Source organism: Halalkalibacter okhensis (genome assembly GCF_000787375.1).
Lineage (GTDB): Bacteria > Bacillota > Bacilli > Bacillales > Bacillaceae_D > Halalkalibacter > Halalkalibacter okhensis.
This window is the reverse complement of record NZ_JRJU01000009.1, coordinates 42387-62307: the sequence shown is the minus strand read 5'-3', so window position 1 is coordinate 62307 and position 19921 is coordinate 42387. Positions and strand designations below refer to the sequence as shown.

Annotated in this window: 18 protein-coding genes; 11 read left to right on the top strand and 7 right to left on the bottom strand. The window is 38.4% G+C overall.

The features are described from left to right. Positions 1-412 precede the first annotated feature (412 nt). From LQ50_RS08610 to LQ50_RS08595, 4 genes are all read left to right on the top strand, one after another. Complete coding sequence (locus tag LQ50_RS08610) at positions 413-3250, top strand: 2-oxoglutarate dehydrogenase E1 component (protein ID WP_034628212.1); 2838 nt, start codon at positions 413-415, stop codon at positions 3248-3250. Between the two features lie 15 nt (positions 3251-3265). Then, positions 3266-4519: a 2-oxoglutarate dehydrogenase complex dihydrolipoyllysine-residue succinyltransferase gene (gene odhB / locus LQ50_RS08605; RefSeq protein WP_034628211.1), complete on the top strand. Its 1254-nt coding sequence runs from the start codon at positions 3266-3268 to the stop codon at positions 4517-4519. A 149-nt stretch (positions 4520-4668) separates the two neighbouring features. Beyond that, positions 4669-4869: a DUF6501 family protein gene (locus tag LQ50_RS08600; RefSeq protein ID WP_034628209.1), complete on the top strand. Its 201-nt coding sequence runs from the start codon at positions 4669-4671 to the stop codon at positions 4867-4869. A 67-nt stretch (positions 4870-4936) separates the two neighbouring features. Continuing rightward, on the top strand, positions 4937-5539 hold the full coding sequence (locus tag LQ50_RS08595) for a DedA family protein (RefSeq protein WP_034628208.1): 603 nt from the start codon (positions 4937-4939) through the stop codon (positions 5537-5539). Positions 5540-5543: 4 nt separating this feature from the next. Here the strand turns inward: LQ50_RS08595 and LQ50_RS08590 are convergent, their stop codons facing one another. The 3 genes from LQ50_RS08590 to LQ50_RS08580 all read right to left on the bottom strand — a co-directional run bounded on the left by LQ50_RS08590 (position 5544) and on the right by LQ50_RS08580 (position 8564). Continuing rightward, a complete protein-coding gene (locus LQ50_RS08590) occupies positions 5544-6455 on the bottom strand; it encodes a DMT family transporter (RefSeq protein ID WP_034628206.1) in 912 nt (303 codons plus the stop codon). A gap of 107 nt (positions 6456-6562) precedes the next feature. After that, a complete protein-coding gene (locus LQ50_RS08585; protein ID WP_034628205.1) occupies positions 6563-8155 on the bottom strand; it encodes an ABC-F family ATP-binding cassette domain-containing protein in 1593 nt (530 codons plus the stop codon). Positions 8156-8300: 145 nt separating this feature from the next. Next, positions 8301-8564, bottom strand: coding sequence for a hypothetical protein (locus tag LQ50_RS08580; protein WP_034628203.1), 264 nt, complete (start codon positions 8562-8564; stop codon positions 8301-8303). Between the two features lie 80 nt (positions 8565-8644). On the opposite strand from LQ50_RS08580, the gene recQ reads away from it, so the two are divergent. The 3 genes from recQ (at position 8645) to LQ50_RS08565 (ending at position 12321) form a co-directional block, all read left to right on the top strand. Continuing rightward, positions 8645-10759 carry a DNA helicase RecQ gene (gene recQ / locus LQ50_RS08575; RefSeq protein ID WP_034628202.1) on the top strand — a complete coding sequence of 705 codons (2115 nt, stop codon included), beginning with the start codon at positions 8645-8647 and terminating at the stop codon, positions 10757-10759. 101 nt (positions 10760-10860) lie between these two features. Beyond that, positions 10861-11709, top strand: a complete 849-nt coding sequence (fakB, locus tag LQ50_RS08570) for a DegV family protein (protein ID WP_034628199.1) — start codon at positions 10861-10863, stop codon at positions 11707-11709. Positions 11710-11988: 279 nt separating this feature from the next. Continuing rightward, positions 11989-12321 (top strand): SCP2 sterol-binding domain-containing protein, encoded by a 333-nt coding sequence (locus tag LQ50_RS08565; RefSeq protein ID WP_034628197.1) that lies wholly within the window; start codon positions 11989-11991, stop codon positions 12319-12321. Positions 12322-12368: 47 nt separating this feature from the next. Here LQ50_RS08565 and LQ50_RS08560 read toward each other — a convergent pair whose 3' ends face one another. Then, positions 12369-13907 (bottom strand): hypothetical protein, encoded by a 1539-nt coding sequence (locus tag LQ50_RS08560; RefSeq protein WP_034628194.1) that lies wholly within the window; start codon positions 13905-13907, stop codon positions 12369-12371. A 124-nt stretch (positions 13908-14031) separates the two neighbouring features. Here LQ50_RS08560 and LQ50_RS08555 point away from each other — a divergent pair, with 124 nt between their 5' ends. Together LQ50_RS08555 and LQ50_RS08550 are read left to right on the top strand one after the other, a co-directional pair. Continuing rightward, positions 14032-14922, top strand: coding sequence for a DUF4349 domain-containing protein (locus LQ50_RS08555; protein ID WP_034628191.1), 891 nt, complete (start codon positions 14032-14034; stop codon positions 14920-14922). A 144-nt stretch (positions 14923-15066) separates the two neighbouring features. After that, complete coding sequence (locus LQ50_RS08550; RefSeq protein ID WP_034628188.1) at positions 15067-15528, top strand: divergent PAP2 family protein; 462 nt, start codon at positions 15067-15069, stop codon at positions 15526-15528. Positions 15529-15914: 386 nt separating this feature from the next. On the opposite strand, the gene LQ50_RS08545 is transcribed toward LQ50_RS08550, so the two are convergent. The 3 genes from LQ50_RS08545 to LQ50_RS08530 all read right to left on the bottom strand — a co-directional run bounded on the left by LQ50_RS08545 (position 15915) and on the right by LQ50_RS08530 (position 17821). Beyond that, on the bottom strand, positions 15915-16436 hold the full coding sequence (locus tag LQ50_RS08545) for a GNAT family protein (RefSeq protein ID WP_034628187.1): 522 nt from the start codon (positions 16434-16436) through the stop codon (positions 15915-15917). Between the two features lie 354 nt (positions 16437-16790). Continuing rightward, positions 16791-17459 (bottom strand): bacillithiol biosynthesis deacetylase BshB2, encoded by a 669-nt coding sequence (bshB2, locus tag LQ50_RS08535; RefSeq protein WP_034628182.1) that lies wholly within the window; start codon positions 17457-17459, stop codon positions 16791-16793. Positions 17460-17473: 14 nt separating this feature from the next. Then, the gene (locus tag LQ50_RS08530; RefSeq protein ID WP_034628181.1) at positions 17474-17821 is read right to left on the bottom strand and encodes a YojF family protein; all 348 of its coding nucleotides are present in this window, start codon (positions 17819-17821) and stop codon (positions 17474-17476) included. Positions 17822-17967: 146 nt separating this feature from the next. Here LQ50_RS08530 and LQ50_RS08525 point away from each other — a divergent pair, with 146 nt between their 5' ends. Together LQ50_RS08525 and LQ50_RS08520 are read left to right on the top strand one after the other, a co-directional pair. Next, complete coding sequence (locus tag LQ50_RS08525) at positions 17968-18933, top strand: 2-hydroxyacid dehydrogenase family protein (RefSeq protein ID WP_034628180.1); 966 nt, start codon at positions 17968-17970, stop codon at positions 18931-18933. Positions 18934-18976: 43 nt separating this feature from the next. Beyond that, on the top strand, positions 18977-19771 hold the full coding sequence (locus LQ50_RS08520; protein WP_034628179.1) for a S1C family serine protease: 795 nt from the start codon (positions 18977-18979) through the stop codon (positions 19769-19771). Positions 19772-19921 lie beyond the last annotated feature (150 nt).

Here is a 19921-nt window from a genome sequence, read left to right as displayed (position 1 = left end):
ACTATAAGAACAACATCCTACTTTGGGGATGTTCGTTGTAGGTGGTTGAAAAAATTCATCCTCACATTGTAAGCATGCAGAAGAAAGGATTTGTTTATTGATTTTGTCGAACTGAATCATTTGTTTCATTCCTTTTTATGAAGACTAAATAAAAAAGTGAAAAAATTTCCTTTTTTCACGAAATAACTAGATTTTCTGAATAAAAAGTTTTACACTTTTTATGTAGAGAAGATGCAATTCCTACTCTCTACATTGTAACGTTCATTGTCAAGCTAGGGGAACGAAATAAATCTATGAATAAGAAGATATAATCTTTAACAAATGTGACAATTATGTTAAAATGGTAATGAAAGCGTTACAATTATAAAAATCATAGATTTAACTTGAAGTTAAACTAGGAGGTAATCATCTTATGTCAAGCAAGGGGCACAAAGCGGAAGAGCCATGGCAAGGGTTTCATGGTCCAAATCTTGGCGTAGCAATTGAGCTTTACGAAGAATATTCTAAAAATCCAGAAGCTGTAGAAGAAGATTTGCGAGAATTATTTGAGGTTTGGGGTCCACCACCTTCAGAAAATGAAAGTAAACCAAGTGCTACCCCAGATGTTTCTGCTGCCTCACCTAATATGGTTAGGAATTTTGTTAATGCAGTTAAGTTAGCAGACATGATCAGAAGAAAAGGGCATTTAGTATCAGATATTAACCCGATATTCAAAAAATCGGAATACCCTCAAATTCTAGAGCTAAGTCATTATAATTTAACTGAAGATTTTTTAAAGCAAGTCCCTGTAGATATGATCTGTGAACATGCTCCAGCACATGTGAAAAATGGGTTGGATGCCATTAATTACTTAAAAGATGTCTATACAAAAACAACTGCATTTGAATTTAACCACGTTCATGATATGGAAGAGAGAGAATGGTTAATTAAAATGGTTGAGTCTGGTATGTATGTACCTAATTTAACTAAGCAGCAACGTCTTAATCTTTTGAATAGATTAACGCATGTAGAGGGCTTTGAGAAATTTGTACATCGTACTTTTGTTGGTGCAAAGCGTTTCTCAATCGAAGGATTAGATATGTTAGTGCCAATGCTTGATGAAGCTGTACGTGAAGTTGTTCATGAAGGTACGCAAAATGTTCTTATTGGAATGGCTCACCGCGGACGCTTGAATGTATTAGCTCATACGTTAAGCAAACCGTATAAAATGATCTTCTCTGAATTCTTGTATTCACCAAGTAAAGATTTGGATCCAGCTGGAGTTTCAGCAGGAATAAATGGCTGGACGGGTGATGTAAAGTATCACTTAGGTGCTGACCGTCAAATTAGAGAAGAGAATACAGCTGAGGCAACTGTATCATTAGCAAATAACCCAAGTCACCTTGAATTTGTTAGTCCGATCGTTGAAGGATATGCAAGAGCAGCTCAAGAAGTAAGAACGTCTAAAGGGTTCCCAGAACAATCTGTCACGAAAGCATATTCAGTCTTAATACATGGAGATGCAGCATTTCCGGGACAAGGAATTGTTACAGAAACATTGAACCTTAGCCGATTGAGTGGTTATCAGACTGGCGGGTCTCTTCATATAATTGCTAATAACAACATTGGATTTACAACTGAGACATATGATTCTCGCTCTACTACATATGCCAGTGATCCAGCGAAAGGGTTCGAAATTCCAATTGTTCATGTCAATGCGGATGATCCAGAAGCTTGTCTAGCAGCCATTCATTTAGCTGTTCAATACCGCAAGCGATTCAAAAAGGATTTCCTTATTGATTTAATCGGATATCGCCGTTTTGGCCACAATGAAATGGATGAACCAGCTGTGACACAGCCAGCAACATATACTCTTATTCGAAAGCATCCTACTGTTCGGGCAATATATGCAGACCAGCTTTCGGAAAAGTCAGTTATTGATAAGTCGTATGGAGATCAGTTAGATAAAGAAACTCAAGATTACCTACAATCTCAATATGATGATGTGATTGCTAATAAATCAAATCAGCCAAAAGAGATGTCTCCACCGGATTATGTCGTTAATGGCTTGCCAAGAGTAAAAACAAGTGTTCCGTTTGATACTCTTAAGGAAATAAATGATGATTTATTAGCATGGCCTGAGACTTTCAATGCAAATGTAAAACTTGAGAAGATTTTAAAGCGTCGTTTGCAATCATTTGAAGAAAGTGCAAAGGTTGATTGGGCGTTAGCAGAGACGTTGGCATTTGCAACAATTTTACATGATGGAACGCCTATTAGGTTAACTGGGCAAGATTCAGAACGAGGAACATTTGCTCACCGTCATTTAGTCTTACATGATCGTGAGACAAATGAAGTTCATACACCATTACAGACGTTTGAAAAAGCGAATGCATCATTTGCTGTGTATAATAGCCCTCTTTCAGAGCAAGCAGTTGTCGGCTTTGAATACGGATATAATGTGCAAGCTCCAGAAACACTTGTCTTATGGGAAGCTCAATTTGGAGATTTCGCCAACGGTGCACAAGTAATGTTTGACCAATGGATTTCAGCAGGGCGTGCGAAGTGGGGGCAAAAATCAGGTCTTGTTGTGTTATTACCGCATGGATATGAAGGTCAAGGACCAGAACATTCAAGTGGTCGTGTAGAACGATTCCTAGTTCTAGCAGCTGAAAACAACTGGACGATTGCCAACTGTACATCAGCAGCACAGTATTTTCATATTTTGAGAAGGCAGGCAAAAATTCTCGAGAAGGATTCCGTTCGTCCGCTCATAATTATGACGCCGAAAAGCTTGTTACGAAATCAAGTGGTTGCTTCTGCTCATGCTGAATTTACAGAGGGAGAATTTAAACCTGTATTTGAGCAAGAAGGCCTTGGCCAACAGCCAGAACAAGTAGAGCGACTTATTTTATGTAGTGGGAAGGTAGCCATTGATTTAGCTGATCGCGTTGAGAAAAATAACGATCAAAATTGGGATTGGCTCCATATCGCTCGAGTAGAAGAGTTGTATCCATTCCCTAAAAAGCCTATTAGAGAATTATTATCTCGTTTCAAAAATGTAAAAGAAATCGTTTGGGTGCAAGAAGAACCGAAAAATATGGGAGCTTGGCCATATATCGAATCTCGTATTCGTGAAATCACACCTGAAGGGACCTCTGTTAGTTACATCGGCAGAACACATCGTTCAAGTCCAGCAGAAGGTGACCCAGTTGCCCATAAAAAAGAGCAAGAACGTATTGTAACAGAGTCTTTGACACGTAAACAATAAGAGGAGGCCTTTTCCGTGATTGAGATTAAAGTACCAGAACTTGCAGAGTCGATTACAGAAGGAACCATTGCTCAATGGTTAAAAGAAGTTGGAGAGCATATTAACCAAGGTGAATATATTGCTGAACTTGAAACTGATAAAGTTAATATTGAAATTGTAGCGGAGCACTCGGGTGTAATTAAAGAATTTAAAAGAGAACCAGGCGATACGGTTGAAGTTGGTGAAGTCATTGCAGTGATTGACGAAAGCGGAAGTGCTGCAGGTGAAACAAAGGCAGAAGCCGTTCAAGAAGAACCGAAAAAAGAAACCGTACCAGCCAAAGAAGAAGCGAGTGCACCGTCTTCAACTGACCGCCCGCTAGCATCTCCTGCCGCTAGAAAGTTAGCTCGTGAGAAAGGAATCGATTTAAGTGCCGTTTCAACTGGTGACCCATTAGGTCGTGTCAGAAAGCAAGATGTACAATCTCATGGAACACAGGCACAGACAGCTCAGTCAGCACCTGCGCCATCAGCTCCAGCTGCACCTAAAAAGAGTTCTGCAGCACCTGTTGCATCAGATGACCCAGCTAAGCCTGTGGAAAGAGTGAAAATGACTCGTCGCCGTCAGACGATCGCAAAACGTTTAGTGGAATCGCAGCAAACAGCGGCCATGTTAACTACTTTTAATGAGGTTGATATGACAGCCGTAATGGATGTACGTAATCGTCGTAAAGATGCCTTTGTCGATAAGAATGGTGTGAAGCTTGGCTTTATGTCTTTCTTTACAAAAGCAGTAGTAGGTGCGCTGAAAGAATTCCCATTACTAAATGCTGAAATTCAAGGCGATGAGCTGTTAATTAAAAAATATTATGATATTGGTTGTGCCGTATCAACAGATGAAGGTTTAGTTGTTCCAGTCCTACGTGATGCAGATCGCTTAAGCTTTGCAGGAATTGAAAAGGGAATCGGTGAATTAGGTAAAAAAGCGCGTGATAATAAATTGTCGATTGCTGATTTACAAGGTGGTACATTTACGATCACAAATGGTGGGGTATTTGGATCGCTTATGTCTACACCAATCTTAAATGCGCCTCAAGTTGGGATTTTAGGAATGCATAAAATTCAATGGCGTCCTGTAGCTCTTGATAAGGAGCGCTTTGAAAACCGCCCAATGATGTATATTGCTCTTTCTTACGATCACCGTATCGTAGATGGAAAAGAAGCAGTAGGCTTCCTTGTGAAAGTGAAGGAACTCTTAGAAGATCCAGAATCCCTTTTACTCGAGGGCTAAATAGAAGGAAAGTGGCTGACTTCGGTCGGCCTTTTTCCTTTGAGTAAATGTTAAAGTTACGTAACAGATACCATTTAAGTTGGCAATTTCAATGAATGTCAGTATAATGGAAACATACATATAGATTAATGGAAAGAGGGTTGAGTGAATTGATTCATCAAACATGGACGAATAAAGAGACGATCCGCACGATTGAGTGCGTTCATACAGATGCGAAAAAATATATGGTAAACCGCGCCTTAACAAAAGGAAAGTCTTATGAATTAAAAAATGAAACAGATGAGTTTTATTTTGTCATTGATAATACAGGAAAAATTGGCGGTTATTATAAAGATTACTTCAAAGGATAAGGCAGCAAACAGCTGCCTTTCTTTTACTTCATGGGACAACATGTGTAAAAGGGGGTGAATAAATTAAATGGAAATGTTGATTTTTATTGATTTTATTAGACAATATGGATACATTGCTTTGTTCTTTATTGTAGCAGTTGGATTGTTCTTCTTTCCGGTTCCAAATGAGGTGTTGTTGATGAGTGGCGGTTTGTTAGCAACAACCAAATTATTAGATCCTTTTCCTACGTTTCTTATCATTTTCAGCAGTATTATTTTACATGGGACCATTTTATATGTCATAGGAAATGCGGTCAATCAACATGCAAATTTCGAAAAGAAAAGCCAATCAATCTGGCAATCTCGTGCTGAAAAAGGGAGAGAGTTACTAGATCAATATGGCCTTAAAGCGGCTAGCTTTAGTTATTTCTTTCCATTTATTCGTCACGCCGTCCCATTTAGTATTGGTATGTCAGGCATTTCGTATCGATTTTTTGCGATGGTTGGTTTTAGTTCTGCTTTTGTCTGGTTGTCTATCTATTTTTTCATAGGTTATTATTACGGTTCTTCGATCAAAGATTGGAACAGTTTTATCCAAAACTTAATTTATACATTATTTGCCCTTTTAGCAATTGTTATTGTGGTGCAAGTACTAAAACGACGAAAACAGCGACAGCGCAGATTGCTTTAATAGGTTAAGCTTGTGCGACAGCTGTTTTCTTTTTGTCCTTTTTCTGACTGGTTTCGGCTGCTAGAATAATCGATGAAAGTACAAGGAAAACACCCATCCATTGCCAAAATGTTAAGATATCTTGAAAGAATAGAAAGCCAATCCCTATCGCTACTACGGGTTCAATTGTAGAGAGAATGGAGGCACGACTAGACTCGATGTATTGCAATCCTTTCGTATATAATAAATAAGCTACAATGGTTGGAACAAGTGCTAGACCAAGGCTAAAAATAAGAACATCCCAATGGAATAACAGATGTACTTTTTGATAAAGTTGGCTTGAGGAAGCCATAAATACACTTGCACAAATAAATGAGTAAGTGGTAATGGTTAGTGAGCCATAATGCCGACTACTAACTTTCGCAAATATACTATATAAGGCATAGAAGAAACCAGAACCGACACCAATTAATAGAGTGGAAGCTGTTATAACGGTATCAATGGATGGTAACAGACCAACAACAAATGCACATCCGGTTAATGTTATAAATATGGCTAACCCTTTACGAATGGTTAAGGACTCTTTGAAAAAAATTCTTGAAAGGATTGTTACAAATAATGGGCCGGTATATAATAAAACAACAGCCAACGAAATATTGGCTTGGTCCATAACCGTAAACAAACACCAATTAAAGAAGACAATACTTATAATCCCTGATCCGATAAACAGGGGAAGGTGCTTTAGTTGGATTTTCAGAAGCTCTCTTTTAAACAGGGAAACATACAAAAGTAAAAGTACTGCTGAAAAAATAGCACGGATAGCCACAACGTCCCAAGCAGTAAAGCCGAAATCATAAAGAAACTGAACAAATAACCCGATTAATCCCCAACAAGCAGCTCCTAAAATCGCTATGATGTACGCTAATTTCGTATCCATACTTGACTCCCTCACTTAGATAATCTTATCTGTCTGAATATTCAATTAGGAACTGGTTGTTTTAAGGGCACTGAAAAAAACATCTAGTTCAGTGCCCTATTAGTAACTTATTTCTTTGTAGTTTCTAAATATTCATTAAAAGTCATTTGCTTATCGATCACACCATCAGCTGTTAATTCAATCACGCGGTTTGCGATTGTTTCATTGAATTGATGGTCATGAGAAGTGAAAATCATCGCACCTTTGTAATTAATCAGCCCATTGTTCACTGCTGTAATGGATTCTAAGTCTAAGTGGTTCGTCGGCTCATCAAGAAGAAGCACGTTTGCACCACTTAGCATCATTTTTGATAACATACAGCGGACCTTTTCTCCTCCTGATAAGACGTTAGCTTTCTTCTTGACTTCTTCTCCAGAGAAGAGCATACGTCCTAGGAACCCACGTAGGAATGTATCACTGTCATCTTCAGGTGAATATTGACGTAACCAATCAACTAAGTTTAAGTCACTTCCTTCAAAAAACTTTGAGTTGTCTTTCGGGAAGTACGCTTGAGATGTAGTGATGCCCCATTTATACGTGCCACTATCCGGTTCCATTTCACCCGTTAAAATCTTGAAAAGAGCAGTTTTGGCGATTTCGTTATCACCAACAAGGGTGATTTTATCTTCTTTGTCCATCGTGAAACTAACGTTGTTCAGGACTTTTTCGCCATCAATAGTTTTAGTAATTCCTTCTACACGCAATACATCATTTCCGATTTCACGCCCAAGGGAAAAATGAACATATGGGTATTTACGTGATGATGGTCTAATGTCATCGAGTTCAATTTTATCAAGCAACTTTTTTCTTGATGTTGCTTGTTTAGATTTTGATGCATTGGCGCTAAAGCGAGCAATGAAGCTTTGAAGCTCTTTAATTTTTTCTTCTTTTTTCTTATTTTGATCTTGTGCCATTTTTTGAGCAAGTTGACTTGATTCATACCAAAAGTCGTAGTTCCCCACATAAATTTGAATCTTACCAAAATCTAAGTCTGCAATATGTGTACAAACTTTGTTAAGGAAGTGACGATCATGTGAAACAACGATAACGGTATTCTCAAAGTTAATAAGAAACTCTTCTAACCATTCAATTGCTTTAATGTCTAAATGGTTGGTCGGCTCATCTAAAAGAAGGACATCCGGCTCGCCGAATAATGCTTGAGCAAGAAGAACCTTTACTTTATCAGAACCTGATAAGTCAGCCATTTTCTTGGAATGAAGTTCTTCTGAAATGCCAAGACCTTTAAGAAGAATAGCAGCTTCTGATTCTGCTTCCCACCCATTCATTTCAGCAAATTCTCCTTCAAGTTCTGCGGCTTTAATGCCATCTTCATCAGAGAACTCTTCCTTCATATAAATCGCATCTTTTTCTTGCATGACTTGATACAGGCGAGCGTGTCCCATAATCACGGTTGTTAACACTTCAACTTCTTCATACTCGAAGTGATTTTGCTTTAACACAGCAAGTCTTTGTCCAGGCTTCATATGAACATCACCTTGTTGTGGTTCAATTTCACCTGAAAGAATTTTAATAAAAGTTGATTTCCCAGCACCATTTGCTCCAATTAACCCGTAGCAGTTTCCTGGTGTGAATTTAATATTTACTTCATCAAACAATTTGCGGTCGCCGTATTGTAATCCAACATTTGTAACGGTAATCATAAATATGTATGCCTCCAATGTCCATAATCGAATGAATTATACCATTCATTGTGGACAAGGGGCTAGTATTCTAACGATTTTTTTAAAATAAACCGACTTTTGTCTTTACTCGACCGATGTTTTGGATCATGGTACGATGGATGTGTTAGATATACCAGAAGAAATATACGGCTAATCCAACGATTGTTGCAAGCATCGTAATTGTAAGTAGCTTCGTAGAACGCATCGTGTAGTTCACAATGATTGCTCCTAAAAGCACAGCAAAATAAAGAGAAAAATCTAAAGGAAACAAACGAATGGCTGTTACGAATCGTTCACCTGTAAATAGCATGATGAAAATAGGTGCAAACATGATTAACGTAACAACGATTAAACAGAATGTATTTTTTTGTTTTAATGTCATGTTCATGATATCACCTCATGAGTGTTATTATTTATAAAGTGTCCAACGATCACTTTCTCATTCAAAATAGAAAAGAGGAACTGTTGATGGAGAAAAATAAATTGCAATTAGCGCAGGAAAAGTTGAAATCGATCTATGGATATGATCAATTTAGAGATGGACAAAGGGGCATAATCGAAAAAGTACTAGATGGCATTGATACAATTGGGATCATGCCAACTGGAGGAGGAAAATCACTTTGTTATCAAATCCCTGCGTTAGTCTTACCAGGAGTTACACTCGTGATCTCCCCGCTCATTTCCTTAATGAAAGATCAGGTTGATGCCTTAAATGAACTGAACATCCCTGCAACGTATTTGAATAGTACATTAAGTGCAAATGAAGAGAGTACGCGGCAATCACGTATTATAGAGGGCGAATACAAGCTCGTCTATGTCGCTCCAGAGAGGTTGAATCATCCATCTTTTCAACATCTACTAAATCAAATCACCCTTTCCTTAGTAGCCATAGATGAGGCGCACTGTATGTCTCAGTGGGGGCATGATTTTAGGCCAAGTTATTTATCCATTTCTTCATGGCTTGAAGAGATATCTCAAAGGGTTACCGTCTTGGCTTTAACAGCAACGGCTACAAAACAAGTTTGTTTTGACTTACAACAATTTTTACATATCGATGAACAAAATGTCATTACAACTGGCTTTGAAAGAACGAATTTGACGTTTCAAGTCAAAAAAGGAGTAAACAAACAAAAGTTTATGACTACTTTCTTAGCATCAAGAAAGAATGAATCAGGGATCATTTATGCTTCAACACGAAAAGAAGTAGAGCAAATCTATGACGAACTAAAATCGAGTGGATTTGATGTAGCTTGCTATCATGGAGGTATGTCTGAAAGTCAGCGCTCAGCTAACCAAGAAGCTTTCATACATGATGAAGCGAAAATAATTGTTGCGACGAATGCTTTTGGAATGGGGATCGATAAGTCAAACGTTCGGTATATTTTGCATTACAACTTACCTAGAACGGTTGAAGCTTACTATCAAGAAGCAGGAAGGGCCGGACGTGACGGAGAAGCAAGTGATTGTGTTCTTCTTTTTAGTCCACAAGATGTGAGAACACAATCCTTTTTAATTGAACAGTCTGACCGATCAGATGACAGACAAGAATTAGAATACAAAAAATTGCAGCAAATGACTGGGTTTTGTCATACGGAGCGTTGTTTGCAACAATATATTTTGCACTATTTTGGTGAAGATACTAATAAGACGTGTGGAAAGTGTTCAAACTGTGTGCAAACAGGTGAGAAGGTTGATCGAACGAAAGAAGCACAAATGGTTTTTTCAACCGTCAAACGTGTGAGAGAACGGTTCGGGAAAACAATGATCGCTCAAATTTTAGTCGGTTCATCGAATCAAAAAGTGAAACAATTACAGTTAAACAATCTATCAACATATGGCTTAATGAAGGACTGGACTCAAAAAGATGTAGCTGAATTTATTGACATTTTAATGGCTGAAGAATACTTACGTGCAACTGGAACGTCATATCCTACAATTCAATTAACAGAGAAAACGTTGGCCGTGTTAAAAGGGGAGGAACAGCTTTTTGTTACTGAAACGTTAGCGCCGAAAGAGCCAGAAGAGCAAGATGATGTTTTTGAAGCATTACGGCAACTACGAAAGCAGCTCTCAACCGAAAACAATATCCCTCCATATATGGTCTTTTCTGATCGGACGTTAAAAGAAATGAGTCGATATATTCCTACAACGTTGGATGAGTTAGCTGAAATTTCAGGTGTTGGAGAACAAAAAAAGGAGAAGTACGGGGAAGCCTTTTTGGACGTATTGTCACAATTTAAAAATAGTCAGCCTACAGGGATGAGTGAAAGAACGCAGAAAAAAAGCAGTCGACCATCAAAAAAAGGACAATATTTAGAAACGGCTGAACGGTTTAAAAATGGAGAAATGATCGAGCAGTTAGTCGAAGACCTTTCCTTAACGGAGCAGACAATTATTAAACATTTGATTCGCGCTGAACAAGAAGGGATAGAGTTACGTTTAGCTCAATATGTGAAAGAGGAACATCGTACCCTTATTCACCAAGTAGCAGAAGAGGTAGGAACTGAATTTCTTAAACCAATAAAAGAAAAACTTCCTGAACATATTACCTATCAGGAGATTCGCTTCACCTTAGGAAAGTAATTACGCGTAGGAACAACGATTTATGATATGATGAATCAGAGTAGGTCTATAGGTAATATTTCATAGAAATTGTGATGAAGCTATAAAGGGGAATGTAGAAAATGACAATTAAGATCGTAACTGATTCAACGTCTGATTTAACGGAAGATTTTGTTCAAACATTTGGAATTGAAGTGGTACCATTATCTATTTCGGTGAATGGACAAACCTATTTAGACGGAATCGATATTACAAAGAAAGAGTTTGTAACACTATTGACTTCTTCTGAAGAGCTCCCGAAAAGTTCTCAACCTTCTGTAGGTTATTTTGAAGAAACGTATCGTCGATTATTAAATGAACCTGAGACAACGCACATAATTTCCATTCATCTTACAGAAGGAATGAGTGGTACATTTAACTCTGCTAGAACGGCCGCTGAGATGGTGGGAGAGAGTGTAACGGTGATTAATTCACAGTTCATCTCACATGCATTAGGCTTTCAAGTGATGGAAGCAGCTAAGATGGCAAATGAGGGACATAGTGTAGAAGAAATTGTTACAAGGTTAAAAGAAGTTCGAGAACATACCTCTCTATATTTAATGGTTGATACATTAGAATATTTAGCAAAAGGTGGGCGAATTGGACGCGGGAAGGCCTTGCTTGGATCAATTCTAAAGATTAAACCTATTGCCTCGCTTGCTGATGGTGTGTATACACCAGTGACCAAAGTACGTACGCACCAACAAATGATTGAGTATTTTAAGAAACAATTCATAGAAGAAACGTCATCTTTTAAAGTAAAAGCGATCGGAATTGCTCATATCGAAGCAGAGTCGCTTGCAAATAAGTTGAAAGATACGCTGCAAAAAGTGAAAAATATTCCAGTAACGATTACGGAAACTTCACCAATTATTAGTACACATACGGGCCCTGGAGCCATTGCTTTGATGTACTATAAAGAACAAGGGTAAACTTGGAAACATAAAGGAGTGACCACATAGAGCTATGAGTCACTCTTTTTTTTCTGGCTTGTTTTTGCCATTTGTATGTAGGCAAAAATTAAACAGCTTGTTCCGAGAAATGTACAAACATATTGCAAAATCCTCATTGTATCCAAAATGACCGCCTCCATTCTTTATGTATTTACTTTTTCTAGAAAGTTTCGATCTTATTCGTCAAAATAAAAAGGAATCGCTTACATAATCAGAGAATAAAGATAAATGAAAAAGCGCGAAAGGAGGCGTTAAATAATGAGTGTAATGGGAGAGCTACGAGAGTTGATTGAAAAAGTTAATTCCTACCCTGAACATATAAGTGATGAAAAAGATCGGGTGTTTCAATTTGCCTTAACGGATGCGGGAACCATTCAAGTTGAATTGCGGGATGGGAAAGCATATTTACACGAAAGACAAGTAGAGAAGCCAGATGTTTCATTGCAATTATCTGAAAAGGACTTGTCGAAATTGTTAGCGGATGAACTGAACACAACATTTGCTTTTATGACGGGGAAAGTAAAAGTAGACGGAAAGATAGGATTAGCATTAAAGTTACAAGAGATTGTCCGGACTTACCAAACAGTCTAAATCAAGTAGGAGACGAACAGCTTATAAATGTCGTCTCCTACTTGATTTTATGCAAAAAATAATGCGTAAAATATACCGAAACTACCTATAGTTGCAAGGATATAGACAGGTTTTATTGGCATTTCTCCATCCTTTTCCATTGCTTTTCCAAACATATAGAAAACAAGGGGATGGACCAGAAATGGCATGGAAAAAATAAAAGGAATGAGCAAAGCGGCTTCTGTACCAAACATTTCACCTTGAATGGCAGCAAATAAACCAAAATGGGATATCGCTGATGTTTGTGCCATTGCAGTATAGTCAAAGGACATGGCACTAAAGCTTAAGAGCGCTAAACCACCAAAGACGGCACAAATTTGCCAACCAAACGAAAATTGCATCAACGCTTTTACTTCTTTACGATCGTCCCCTTTTGCTTTGCGTAAATTAAGTAAGGCTAAGATCGTAAGCGCCACCCCGATTGCTACGATAATCGACGAAGGCACAATCCAAAGAGATCCCCGTTCGGCACTAATAGCTAGAATTGAAAAAACAAAAACGTGACCAAAAAAGGGAATATTAATCATAATCGGTGCACGCTTGGCTGCCACTTTTCCGAAGTCTCCTGCAGTGCAAGCTCCTGTTAATCCAGAATGAGAAAGAGAGCCAGCCATACCAGGCGCTAAATTTCGCGCATTTGCTGTTTTGGCAATCAACATAAGTAAGGCAATCCCTCCAAACATCCAAAAAAGCTGACCGAAAAACCCATAGGCTAATACAGAATTCATTCCTTGTATGTCAAAGGCGTCTCCAATACGAGAGCCACCAATCATAAAATTCGCAGCAAGCACGACTGGAATTCCGGCAAATAGCAAAGAACGCACAGTTGGACCAAATGTCCATTGGTGAAAGATCGCACCAAGAGCTGCTGAAATCATCATTGCGAAAAAGATTTGTGGCAACGCAATAATGGATACAAAGATTTGTGCAATGTAATAAGAGAAAAGTAATACGGCAATGATGAAAGCAATTTCGAGCAATCCTTTTCGAATGTATAAATGTTTATTTCTTATCGTTGCTTTATTATCAATTAAAATGATCGCAATAATAAGGCCAATATAGGCAATAAGTGGGTTATAAACAGCAATTCCCTCGGCTGCTTGTCCATGCACAATCATTCTCGTGAAACCTTCTATGCCGAGCAACAAAAAGAATGCACGCAAAATGTAAAAAAATTGAGTACGTGTTGTACCAAGTATAGTTTCCTCATCTGATGGAACAACAATATCATCAACTTTAAGTTCCTTTTTGCTTAAAATTTTTCGTAACTCTTGGCCTCCAACAAAGAATGACACAGTAAGAGCAATAATCGTTGTACGAGCCATTAAATCAACAAATGGAAATTCGACTAAACCTGGTGTTGCGATCTCAACAGAAACTAACAGAAAACCAAGTAACAAGCCGAAGATAACAATTATAAGTACAGGAGAAAACCGTGTACCTGCTACAACGGTCCTCGATATGAGAACCATAGGAACAAGGAAAAAGAGCAAAATCCAAAATTGATTTAACACTTGTAAATGTGTAATTTGTTCAATGATTTCCATGGTAGTACCTCCTTAAGTTAACTTTGTATCCCATGTGAAGAGAAGGTCAAGCAAAAGTAAATTCGCAAGTAGAAACTATCTTGTTACTCCTTTCGTCTCATGTGTAAAGACGGAGGTGTGTAGGATGGGTACAATAAAGAATTACATTGGAATGGTTTTTTTAGTATTCGTTATTAGTGCTTGTAGTACTCAAAATGAGGCGTATGATTTTGCAGTTTCCGATGTAGAAATGACAGAAGAAGCAGAAGTAGTGACTTCCACTGAACAAAACGATATGGATAGTGGGTTGCTGAATCAAATCAGTACACAAGTTGAAGATCGTATGGTCATCTATCAAGGATATGTGACATTAGAAGTGAAGGATTTCTATGTAGCTCGAGATGATATTAAAGAAAAAGTAAATCAATTAGGTGGCTATGTTGTTGAATCTCACCAGCATGAAGGGGAAGAGGGCAACTTGTTTGGAACGATTGTACTTCGAGTGCCAAAACAGGATTTTCAACCGTTTCTTGAAGAGATCGGAAGTACAGATGTAAAAATAGTTGAGCAAAGTACCCATGGAAGTGATGTAACCGAAGAGTATGTAGATGTAGAATCACGTCTTAACGCTAAGCTAGTCGTAGAAGAACGATTGTTAGGATTTATGGAACAGGCAGATAATACGGAGAATTTATTAAAGATTTCTAATGATTTAGCAAAAGTACAAGAGGAAATCGAGCAAATGACAGGAAGAAAGCAATTTTTAGAAAATCAAGTCGAGCTGTCTACTATAACGATTACGATCAATGAGGTTTCAATTGGAACTTCAAGCATTCAAGGAGACGACTTGAATACATGGGATCGTTCAAAAAAATTATTCATTGATACCATCAATGTAGCTTTAAAAGCATTCTCAAGCATTATTGTTTTTATCATTGGATTAAGTCCAGTGTTTGTCCCAATTGTGATCCTTATTATTATCATGCTGACTCATTACAAAAGGAAAAAGAAAAAGCATGATCAGACCATAGATTAAAAAGCGAAGGGCACATCAAATTTATACTGGTGATGTGCTTTTAAGCAATGTGCCGAGCTATTGCTATACCTTTCTCATTGGCTTCTTTGCAACTGAGTGTATACTTTTCGATTCATTTCAAACGATATACATGAGGTGAAAGAGATGAATCGACCAATGGTTACGGCTCTAACAACAATTGGCATCGCCCAATCGTTAAAAATCCCCATCCAAAAAGCAAAAACGGGAAACTGGGATACAGGTTTGTTATTTGAAACAGGAGGGATGCCGAGTTCCCATTCAGCAGGTGTGACAGCCTTAGCTACATTCGTTGCACTCGAACGGGGCATTTCTTCGGTTGATTTTGCATTATCGACTGTATTTGGCTTAATTGTTATGTACGATGCTCAAGGAATTCGAAGACAAACAGGTGAATTAACGATAAAAGTAAATGATATGAGTGATGAAGTAAACCGGTTAACAGGATTGCATGACCCAAATCATAGCAAAAGTGATCAAAATGTAAAATTACGTGAGCGTCTTGGCCATATGCCAGAAGAGGTGCTAGGAGGGGCGCTGTTAGGAATTGTAACAGGTACATTAGGATATATGTTAACTGGAAAATGAGTTCATATGAAACCGCCAATGGAAAGGTTAATTTGGAGGCACTAGAAAAGCCATTTTTTAGTGCCATTTTTCGTGTTTAATTAAGGTAACATTAGATTATGAAGGAGCCAGCAAATGTAAAAAACGGCTATGATCCCTATGAATCCGATGATGCTGTATTTATCAAATAGTGGAACATTATCTTTTTGTTTATGATCATTCATTGTTTTCACCCAGTTTATTAACAATTATCCTGTTATTATTTTTTACTTCAATGTTAGATGTATTCAGATTATGATTAAGTAGAAATAGAAGCGAATCTTGTGATAAGTAATCTAAATGGAAAGCTTTATTGAATGGTTGATTTATGTATTAGTATAAACAAATACAAAACAAAAAACCCCATCTTACCAATGGGGCTGGCAAACAATTGATCCACTTTGATTCTCGTGGTCAACGTCAATATCAAAATCATGTTTCTCATAAAAATGGATGAGTCTGTCAAGATGGTCCCAATCACGTTCGGCGAGGTCGCCTTTAATGTATTGGACGTTTTGATCTTGTGCATGTTCCTTTAAATAATCCATGCAGATCGAGCCGTAGCCACGGTTTTCTTCGCCCTTAATGTCACCGATGTGAATCGTGGACTGATCCTCATATTTGGCTTGAATCGAGAAATCCCAACTTCCACGAAAGGCAGATTCACAGTCATTTAGCATGATCTTACATGCATGCCCATCATCTACAATAGACACAATCACCCATTTTTCTTCTTTTGTTTGTTCTATTCCTAGGATTTGTCGCTTTTTTGCGATTTCCTTAACGTTGGCTTGCATACGAAACATTTGAAACTCTAAATTTTCTAAGTCCTGCTCTAGCTCTTCAGGGTTTCTTTTCTCCTCCTCGGCCCCTAACTTAGTTAAAAGCACCGAATCACCTCTTCTATTTATCTACTTCTATTTCACAAGTTATATATTATAACGGGATTGAAGAAAACGTGCAAGTCTACATGAAAACCAGAGTGGAGTGCTGGAACCCGAAAAGGGGAAAAATCAAGAAATTAGGGAACCAGAGTGGAGAGCTAGAACCCGAAAAAGGGAAAAATCAAGAAAGTGGGGAATCAGAGTGGAGCGCTGGAACCTGAAAAAGGGAAAAATCAAGAAAGTGGGGAATCAGAGTGGACAGCTGGAACCTGAAAATGGGAAACGGAACCAGAGAGGTGTCCCATCAAGAGGTGGCCGATAATTTATGAGGTACCTCTTGATGGACCCATTCATATTGAACTACTCAAATGAATATGTCCAAAACCGCTCTGTTTGTAACCATTCAAGTGCTACTTTATCTCCGCTTGCCCATTTGGGTTCAAGTTCTTGGAGCATCCAAGCAGTTTGGGAGAGGTGGGCTCGCATCGCTGCTTTTTTTTGCTCAGCAAATGGGGTGATATCATTCACGATATCAGCAGGGCCGATTTCTTGTTCATGTCCATTGGAGAAAGCGACACAATGAACCGTGGGGCGGTTGCTCTCATCTAACCGGCTAACCGCCTCAATTACAGCGCGAGCAGTGGCTTCATGATCAGGATGAACAGAGTAGCCCGGGTAAAAGGTGATGATTAAGGATGGATCCAACTCTGCAATTAGGTTACTCATCATGACGGTCATTTCTTCGTCGTCTTCAAACTCAAGTGTTTTGTCGCGAAAGCCTAACATCCGTAAGTCGTCAATTCCCATTGCTTCTGCTGCCTTAATTAATTCTTGTTTGCGGATGTTGGGCAATGATTCTCGTGTTGCAAATGGTGGATTTCCTAGATTTCTTCCCATTTCACCAAGTGTTAGACATGCGTATGTTATCGGTGTTCCGTTTGCAACATGCATCGCTATAGTACCAGATACTCCAAATGTTTCATCATCTGGATGGGGGAAAATGACAAGGATCTGTCGTTCTTTTTTCATGAATTTATGCCTCCCTATTCAAAAGGTGTTTTGCTCAGTTCTAATGCAACGGCTAATTTTCCGTCGTTTCCATGTCCAGCAAGGAGGAGACGACCGAATTCATCTAGTTCATAATGCGTTAAACCTTCGGCGTATACCCATCCAATTTCAAGCTTTAAGCCGACACGAAAAGGACCATCGCCAATAATTTTGCCGCTTTCATAAGTGATTTTAGCATTTCTTATGTAGGCACTTGCTGAAAAAAAAGAAGCGTCATTATGAGAAGCATAGGCACCATTTGTTGTTTCTAAGTGTAAATACACTTCTTGATGGGCGTATGAATTGATTAAGTCTTGTACTTTCTGTAAAGTGATTAGCTCCATGTGTTCCTCCTACTGAATTTCTTTTATACACAGTATAATGCAATTTGAGTGTAACGACCAATAACTCGCTCTAGTAGATTGAAGTGTTATCTCTTATTTATTTTTGGTAATATAAAAGAGATGATGTTAGAGAGGACGTGTGAAAGTTGAAAGAGGTTGCTGTTTTAGGAAAGATTCCTGATATCGCATATGAAAAGTTAAGCAAATATTTTCAAGTAACCATGAATGATACGGTTACACCTATGACCAAAAGTGAAATTTTACAAATGGTAAAAGGAAAAGATGCGATTTTATCAATCTTATCTGATACCATTGATCAGGAAATTATCGAAGCTGCACCTGATTTGAAAATTATTGCGAACTATGGCGCAGGCTTTAATAACATTGACATAGAAGCCGCCACAAAGAAAAACATTCATGTCACCAATACGCCTATCGTTTCGACTTATGCTACGGCTGAATTAACGATGGGGCTTCTTATTTCATTATCAAGGCGGCTAGTGGAAGGAGATAAGCTAACGCGTGCTGGTCAGTTTGAAGGCTGGGCACCATTGTTCCATCTTGGAACAGAGCTTCGTGGGAAAACTTTAGGTATCTTTGGGATGGGGAACATTGGGAAGAAAGTTGCCCAGATGGCTAAAGCATTTGATATGAACATTGTTTATCATAATAGAACACGCCTTTCTGATGAAGATGAACAATTATTAGACTGTACATATCTGAATAAAGATGATCTATTACAAGAAGCCGACATGATCAGTTTACATATGAGTTACCAACCTTCATTAAAACACTTCATTGGAGAAAAAGAATTGTCGATCATGAAGCCTCGAGCATTATTAGTTAATGTAGCTAGAGGGCCGATCGTTCATGAGGATGCGTTAGTGAGTGCTTTAGAAAATAGAATAATTGCTGGTGCAGGACTAGATGTATTTGAATTTGAACCTGAGGTAACTGAAGGATTAAAATCATTAGATAATGTCATTTTAACCCCGCATATTGGCAATGCAACGGTGGAGGCGAGACGAGATATGGCAGAAATCGCTGCCGACAATATCATTTCAGTCCTACAAGGTGGAAAACCGAGGTCTCCTGTTAATTCAGTTATTTGATAAAAAAGAATGGCAATGTTTTTAAATGTGAGTAGGTGATCTAATGAAAGATGATTACAAGTCTGAAGAAGAGGAATACGTCCCGAAGCCTGAGGATTTTCTGTTCGATGAAGAGGAAACAGAAGAGGAAATGAAAAAGAAACAGTCAAAAAAAATTCTGGTCCGCTGGATAGGGCTTGGAATTGCTCTTCTGCTAATCTTTCAAGTAGCTAACATATGGTTAAACTTATTTTCATTGGATTCTCGTGAATTAGCTCGAACATCAGATGAATTAAGCCAACAAGAGCACATTGCTGAATACATGGAGGCTGTAGTAACCATTCAAGGAACTGGAGGACGAGGAACGGGGTTTGCGATTTCAGCCGATGGATTTATTTTAACAAATTATCATGTGATTCAGAATCGGGAGCCTCTTGCTGTTGTATTTCCAAGTGGAGACATTTTTCATGCGCAAGTCGTCGAGTCTGATGAAGACCTTGATGTGGCTTTGTTAAAGATTGATGGCAGCGATGTTCCCTATTTGCCACTTCGGATTGAAGATGCCATAGAGAAGGAAAAAATCTATGTTATAGGCAGTCCGCTCTCACAAACACAAATTGTAAATGAGGGAGAAATTTTAAATGATGAAGCCCCATATCAGGTGCTAAAGATTTCAAATGCGATTTTTCCAGGGCATAGTGGCAGTCCTGTGTTATCACAAGAAGGAGAAGTTGTAGGGGTCGTCTATGCAAGGTCTGTTCCTTCAATCGGGAGTCAAGTAGAGGGACATGGACTCGCCATTCCAATTGAACAAATTGTTTCTGAAATTGCTGAAGTAGAAGCACTTACTTATCAATAGCCGGTTCCATCTTTTTTTGATGGGCCTGCTTTTTTTCTAGACAATCCTCACCACTTGTACTATTCCTTCCTTCATCGAAATAGGATGATAAATAAGAGGAGGGAGGCACTTAAAAAGGAAGCTGTCCCTTTTAGTGCCTTCTAGATAAGG